Annotated in this window: 4 protein-coding genes; 1 reads left to right on the top strand and 3 read right to left on the bottom strand. The window is 35.9% G+C overall.

Translation table 11 applies throughout. The annotated features are described in order from the left end of the window. Positions 1–182 precede the first annotated feature (182 nt). Positions 183–1,253 carry a Gfo/Idh/MocA family protein gene (locus AFK68_RS12860; RefSeq protein ID WP_094673161.1) on the bottom strand — a complete coding sequence of 357 codons (1,071 nt, stop codon included), beginning with the start codon at positions 1,251–1,253 and terminating at the stop codon, positions 183–185. A gap of 364 nt (positions 1,254–1,617) precedes the next feature. After that, positions 1,618–1,761, bottom strand: coding sequence for a hypothetical protein (locus AFK68_RS36700; RefSeq protein WP_168186441.1), 144 nt, complete (start codon positions 1,759–1,761; stop codon positions 1,618–1,620). A 231-nt stretch (positions 1,762–1,992) separates the two neighbouring features. Here AFK68_RS36700 and proB point away from each other — a divergent pair, with 231 nt between their 5' ends. Next, positions 1,993–3,102, top strand: coding sequence for a glutamate 5-kinase (gene proB / locus AFK68_RS12855; protein ID WP_246844158.1), 1,110 nt, complete (start codon positions 1,993–1,995; stop codon positions 3,100–3,102). 610 nt (positions 3,103–3,712) lie between these two features. Here the strand turns inward: proB and AFK68_RS44990 are convergent. Next, the gene (locus tag AFK68_RS44990) at positions 3,713–4,453 is read right to left on the bottom strand and encodes a helix-turn-helix domain-containing protein (protein WP_371357360.1); all 741 of its coding nucleotides are present in this window, start codon (positions 4,451–4,453) and stop codon (positions 3,713–3,715) included. Positions 4,454–5,537 lie beyond the last annotated feature (1,084 nt).

Raw genomic sequence — 5,537 nt, 5'->3', positions numbered from 1 at the left:
CTTCCTTCTTCCTCCTCTCCTAGATAATATGAGCCTTCTTCCTTTAATCCCAAATCTCTGTACTCTAAAAAACATGAAAACTGCTATAAAAATCCGCCTAAATATATATAAATAAGGCGGAGTAATTTATCAAAAAAATAATACTTCTATTAAAAAATTCCTAGAGGAATTATGGAAATATTTTAACCTACTTTGAGCATTGAAGTATTCAACAAATTATATTCTGAATCTGCTGGATGCCAAGCTAAACCATCAAGAGCCATTTTCTCAATCAAACTAGCTAAACGCAATGCCTTAAGAGCTTGTTCTCCTCCAACCGAAGGTTCATTTCCTCCACCCACACAATTGACAAAATGTTCTAACTCTGCATGAAGAGGTTCAATATTGCTAGTATAAACCTTTTCAATTAAACCATCCTGACGATAAAGAACCTGACCATAATCTGTCACATAATCTGCTGTTGTTTGACGGTGAATCAGAATTTCATTGTTGAGAAAATCTGCTTCTGTCAAAGAATTTTTACAGTGAGCAACTATCGAACGAAGTTTTTTGTGTGTCACCTTACTGGAAGTTAGAGTAGCTATTATACCATTGGCAAAACCAAGAGTAGCTGTTACATAATCTAAATTTCCAGAACTAGAAGCACTACCCCCACTAGCAGTCAATTTTACTACTGGAGCAGCTACTAACTCTAGTAATAAGTCAATATCATGGATCATCAAGTCCAAAACTACAGACACATCATTAGCTCTATGAGAATAAGGACTCATCCGATGAGCTTCCAAGGCCAATAACTCTTCTGTTTTAAGAACTTTACTGAGTTCTTGAAAAGCAGGATTAAACCTTTCTATATGACCCACCTGTAAAATTCGATTTGTTTCAGCAGCAGTATTAACCAAAAATTCGGCCTCAGCAATACTGGCAGCGATCGGCTTTTCCATTAATACATGGACTCCTGCTTTTAAACAGGTCATTCCTACAGCATAATGTTGAAGAGTAGGCACGGCGATACAGACAGCATCAACATGAGGCAAAAGCTCTTGATAGTCCTCAAAAAAACGAACTCCATACTTGCTGGCAGTATCTAGTCCCCTTTCCACGTTGATGTCTGCTACACCTACTAACTTAGTATCTTTGAGCAAACTTAGGATACGGGTATGATGTTGTCCCATATTACCAACCCCTATTACCCCGACACGCAGTAGTTTTGCTTGACCATTTTTGGTAAAATTTGTTGAATATACTGTTGACATTCTATTTAGCACTCCTAGATTCTCCTCCACCACACCTAATTAGACTAATAGGTTTTTTTGTTCAGTCTTTGCAAATTTATCTTAATTTGCTGGCAGGGGCTAGTGCTATGAAATTCTATTTGAGTTTTGCAATTTTCTAGGAATGTTCTTAACAGGGGAGGATTCAAACCCAATTTTCCGGTGAAATTTGCGAATACTGCTATACAGAAAATCTCATACAATTTGGAATACTATTCAAGCCATTCACTGACACTATACCAAAAGCACCATCTATTCTGTCTATTCTGAATCAATTTTTCAAAGTTTTATCATGTTGAGGGAGTTCTTGGGAGCCGAGTGAATCAAAAATTAGTTATCATACTAACTATAAAAATGATTTTAAGAGAGTGTTTGTCAAAAAATCTGGGTAGTCCCGCTTGCGTAATGGTGATAATATATATATTTTTTCCCCACTTCCTATACCTGCCACACTTCCCACACTTCCAATACCATTACTATGCACCACCATTAAAATCTGAAAGTAGCCCTATCCCTATCTAAATATTAGGATAGCAAGGCAATCGCCAAAAATTTTTCACTTCAGAAGGACAATTTTCTCAATTTCTTCCCAGAAAAGCTTACTAACCTTCTTAAATATTTGCTTTACAAATAATCTCCAATGATAAATATTTCAATTTTACTCAGTTAAAGGCTAATTTTTTGCGCTTAGGATTAGTAGTTGAAAAATTCAATTATTTCTATGAATACAATAGTGATTAAAATAGGTACTTCTAGCCTAACTAATTCAGAAACCGGAAATTTAGCCTTATCCACAATTTCTAGCTTAATTGAAACTATTATCAATCTACGTCAGCAGGGACATCGAGTCGTTTTAGTATCTTCTGGAGCTGTTGGTGTAGGTTGCGATCTTTTAGGACTAACCGAAAAGCCCCGAAATATTTCCATCAAACAAGCAGTAGCAGCAGTAGGTCAAGGACGACTAATGCGAGTTTACGATGACTTATTTTCATCTTTGAAACAAACAATTGCTCAAATCTTACTAACTAGAAGTGACTTATCACGACGTAGTAGTTATGTCAATGCACATAACACTTTTCAACAACTTTTGCAACTTGGTGTAGTCCCGATAGTCAATGAAAATGATACTACTGCTGTTGAAGAGCTAAAATTTGGGGACAATGATACTCTCTCAGCTTTAGTTGCTCGTCTAGTAGAGGCCGATTGGTTATTCATACTAACTGATGTTGATAAACTATACTCAGCCGATCCAAGAAATAATCCAGATGCTTTACCCATTACCTTAGTAGAGCGAATAGAACAACTCCAAGAACTAGAAGTTCAAACTGGCGAGTCTGTTAGTGGACGAGGAACTGGCGGAATGATTACAAAAATTGAGGCTGCTAAAATTGCCACAACTGCTGGAGTCCGAACTGTAATTACTGATGGTAAAATTCCTACTAATATAGAAAAAATCCTCAATGGAGAATCTATTGGCACTCAGTTTGAACCTCAAGCACAACAAGTAAATGCCCGCAAACACTGGATTGCCAATGTTTTAGTTCCAGCCGGCAAGCTCTATCTAGACCAAGGTGCAGTTAAGGCCATTTCTGAGTCTGGTAAATCTCTATTAGCTGCTGGTATTACTCAAGTAGAAGGGGAGTTTAATTCATCGGATGCTGTACAACTATGCAATGAAGAAGGTGAGGAAATAGCTAGGGGACTTGTGAACTATAGCAATGCTGAATTGCAAAAAATTCTAGGTTGTCGCTCAGAAAATATACCTGATATTTTGGGCTATGCAGGTGCTGAAACAGTTGTACATAGAGATAATCTTCTAATTACAAATTAAATCTAAATCATGTTTGCTGATTAAACATCAAAGCATTAAAATATAAGAGATTGAGTGTATCAGGAAATATAAAAAGGAGATAGGGAAAAGGGAACAGGTATGGAGGGAATAGGTATGGAGGGAATAGGTCTGAAGAAATACTTGACATATTTTGTTGCTATTAAATCTAGGAATATATGTACTGAATACTTCTCTATCTACCTTATTTCAATCCCTTGAAGCATTACCGCTTTTAGATTTTAGTCACTTCCCGTGCTCTCTTAATAATTATTTGACAAACAGTCTCTAAAGGTTTGAACAATTTTAGGTCGGGAAAAAGTACCAGCTTTTCAGTTGATGGAGCTGAAAAAGTGAGCATTTTGAGGTAACGCTCCACAGAAAAATTAAGGGACTATTCTTCTGACTACCTACTTTAGAATTTCCATTCCTCCTAACTCCCGACTCCTAACTCCCGACTCTCGACTCCCGACTCCCGACTCCTAACTCCCGACTCCTACTAAAAGACTTATAGTCATTCTGAATAAGACTCGGACGAGTGTTCCTTTCCTGGAAAGGGTTTCAGGCAAAAAAGTGTTTCATCCTTATTTGAAATGACTATATTCAGCAAGCCCTAAATCATTGTTTCTGGTGGAGCCATATCAGAACCAACAACTAGACTACCTGTAGTAGATTTTAATCCAGGTGTTTGAGTGGTTTCTAAATCTCTATCTGAGTGGGCAACTGAATCAGCTGGTTCTAGTGTATCTGGAATTATATTTGCTCCAGGACTTGGTTGTTGAGATATCCAACTTAGTCCACTTACTGCTCCAGCCATTAAAGCTGTATAACCTAAGTATAAGTAAGCTGGATGTAGATAAAATCCAAAATCCTTATTGGACTTAGACCAAGATGGCATTAACCCTTGAAGTGAATTGGAAATAGGTAATTCTGCCGCTAAAGTTACTCCGTCAAATCCTAAAGCATTGCCAAGACGAAAGATGAATCCCCGAAGATATACATCTTCTGGTAATTTTTCTGTTTCACCTTTCTCTATTGCTTCTAGGTAATGAAGTGGCACGAATGTTTGTTTATGAATTTGTTTCATTGATAAATAACGCATTTTTCGTGCTTTTTGTAGTTTTTTGCCTAGTTCGTGTAGATATGTATTTCTTTCCTGAAGTGCTATAGCTGCTTGTTCTGCTTTTGTTGGCTTTTTATTCCATTTTAGTAGATTATTTTCTGGTTGAAACTTTTCAGAGTAATTGTTGTTATTTTCTGAAAGATTAGTGTCTATATTATCGGAATTTATAGATACGACTATTGATTCATTTGGAGTTTCTGTTTCTATAGCACTACTTAGATTTGTACTCATTTTTTCTTGAACCTGATTTGGATTTTTAGGGATTAATTGTTCCTGATATTTCTGTTGAGAAAGAGGATTTTTTTCTTGCTCATCTATATTATCGGAATTTATAGATACGAATATTGATTCATTTGGAGTTTCTGTTTCTATAGCACTGTTTAGGTTTGTACTCATTTTTTCTTGAACCTGATTTGGATTTTTAGGGATTAATTGTTCCTGATATTTCTGTTGAGAAAGAGTATTTTTTTCTGGCTCATCTGTATTATCGGAATTTATAGATACGACTATTGATTCATTTGGAGTTTCTGTTTCTATAGCACTNTATTTTTTTCTGGCTCATCTGTATTATCGGAATTTATAGATACGACTATTGATTCATTTGGAGTTTCTGTTTCTATAGCACTGCTTAGGTTTGTACTTATTTTTTCTTGAACCTGATTTGGATTTTTAGGGATTAATTGTTCCTGATATTTCTGTTGAGAAAGAGTATTTTTTTCCTGCTCATCTATGTTGTTAGGTTGAGAGGAAGTTAGGTTTGTCGAAGAATCTTTTTTGTCTGGTATTAATGTTCTAGTTAAGTTTTTGAGGGTGAGTTTAATTGCTTCAGATCCTAATACTTTAATTTGAGCTTCGGTTTCAGCGACTGCTTCTTCTAGGGTAGTTTTTAAGTTTCTCAACATAAGACTGTAAACTTCGCTAGTTTGGATTTCGGCTTCGATATTAGTAGGTAGTGATATAGCTGCCACTAGGCTCCGCCTGTCATGTCGGCGACAGCCGAAACGCCAACTATCTCTATCTATTTCTATGGGAATATGTCCGGAAAAACTATGGCTAGATGCAGGTTTTAATTCCATGATTATAGTTTTAGTTTTATTTATACTTAATAGGAGTAATCTAAGTAATTTATTCTGTGAGTTAGTTGTAATTCCGGATTAATAACTATGAATATTTACAGCAGTTTTCACGTTGGTGAGATACAAAGTTTTAGGATTTTAGGGAACAGGGAACACAGATTAAAATGAAACGTTACTTCACTATCCTCAAAAGTGCTTTAATTTTTGTTATTTGTAGAATTTTCTGACTGCTTGAGTTT

Source organism: Hydrocoleum sp. CS-953, assembly GCF_002260545.1.
GTDB lineage: Bacteria > Cyanobacteriota > Cyanobacteriia > Cyanobacteriales > Microcoleaceae > Trichodesmium.
Note: the sequence above shows the minus strand (reverse complement) of the source record. Positions and strands in the feature narration are given on the sequence as shown.

Bases quoted from the DNA above. Each gene is read 5' to 3' on its own strand.
- proB (WP_246844158.1), top strand. From the start codon at position 1,993: ATGAATACAATAGTGATTAAAATAGGTACTTCTAGCCTAACTAATTCA.
- AFK68_RS44990 (WP_371357360.1), bottom strand. From the start codon at position 4,453: ATGAGTACAAATCTAAGTAGTGCTATAGAAACAGAAACTCCAAATGAA.
- AFK68_RS12860 (WP_094673161.1), bottom strand. From the start codon at position 1,253: ATGTCAACAGTATATTCAACAAATTTTACCAAAAATGGTCAAGCAAAA.
- AFK68_RS36700 (WP_168186441.1), bottom strand. From the start codon at position 1,761: ATGGTGGTGCATAGTAATGGTATTGGAAGTGTGGGAAGTGTGGCAGGT.